The following is a 1,316-nucleotide window of genomic DNA, read 5'->3' as shown; positions in this document are numbered from 1 at the left end:
CCCATGATGGACACCTCGGGCGCGTTGATGATGGGCGTGAAGTACTTGCCGCCGATGCCGCCGAGCGACGAAATCGAGAAGCAGCCGCCGCTCATGTCGGCCGGGCCCAGCTTGCCGTCGCGGGCCTTCTTGGCCAGATCGCCCATTTCCTGCGTGATCTGGAAGATGCCCTTCTTGTCGGCGTCCTTGATGACGGGCACGACCAGGCCGTTGGGCGTGTCCGCCGCGAAGCCGATGTGGAAGTAGTTCTTCAGGACGAGCGTGTCGCCATCCAGCGAGCTGTTGAACTCGGGGAACTTCTTCAGCGCCGCCACGGCCGCCTTGATCATGAAGGCGAGCATCGTGACCTTGATGCCGGCCTTCTCGTTTTCCTTGTTCAGCTGGACGCGGAAGGCTTCGAGGTCGGTGATGTCCGCGTCGTCATGGTTGGTGACGTGGGGGATGACCACCCAGTTGCGGTGCAGGTTGGCGCCCGAGATCTTCTTGATGCGGGACAGTTCCTTGCGCTCGACGGGGCCGAACTTCTCGAAGTCCACCTTGGGCCAGGCGAGCACGTTCAGGCCGGAACCGCTGCCACCACCGCTTGCGGGCGCGGCGGCTTTCTGCGCGGCAGTCTGGAGCTGACCGGACATGACGGCCTTGACGAAGCCCTGCACGTCGCTCTCGACGATGCGGCCCTTGGCGCCCGTGCCCTTCACTTCGGCCAGCGGCACGCCCAGCTCGCGGGCGAGCTTGCGGATGCTGGGCGAGGCGTGGGGCAGCTTGCCAGTCGGAGCAACCGGCTCGTGCGGCGGCAACGCCGCCGTCGGCACGGTCTTGGTCTCCGCCGGTGGAGCAGCCGGGGCTGCTGCAGCAGGCGCCGACGCGGCTACGGGCGCTGCGGCAGGCGCAGGCGCACCACCGGTGGCGGCCACGCGCGCCAGCGGCGAGCCCTTCTTGACCTTGTCGCCGACCTTGACGAGCAGTTCCTCGACCACRCCGGCMTGCGACGACGGRATCTCCATCGACGCCTTGTCGCTYTCGACGGTGAYSAGGCTCTGCTCGACCTTGACGGTGTCGCCGACCTTCACCAGCAGCTCGATGACGGCCACCTCGTCGAAGTCGCCGATGTCCGGCACTTCGATGGTGACCGGGCCGCTGCTTTGCGCAGGGGCCGCCGGTGCCGGCGCGGGTGCTGCGGCAGGCTCGGCCGCCGGGGCGGGGGCTGTAGCGGCAGGCGCCGGCGCAGTGGCCGCAGGCGCGGCAGCACCCTCGRCTTCAACCACCACCAGCACGCTGCCTTCCTTGACCTTGTCGCCCACGGCGACCTTGATCTC

Annotated in this window: 1 protein-coding gene; it reads right to left on the bottom strand. The window is 68.1% G+C overall.

The window, feature by feature from the left end; all coding sequences use genetic code 11:
- On the bottom strand, window positions 1–1,316 hold a 1,316-nt coding region (locus ACXJKR_RS32705), incomplete at both ends, for a 2-oxo acid dehydrogenase subunit E2 (RefSeq protein WP_457326408.1).

The organism is Roseateles sp. P5_E11 (assembly GCF_054049355.1).
This window is presented reverse-complemented; position numbering and strand designations above follow the sequence as displayed.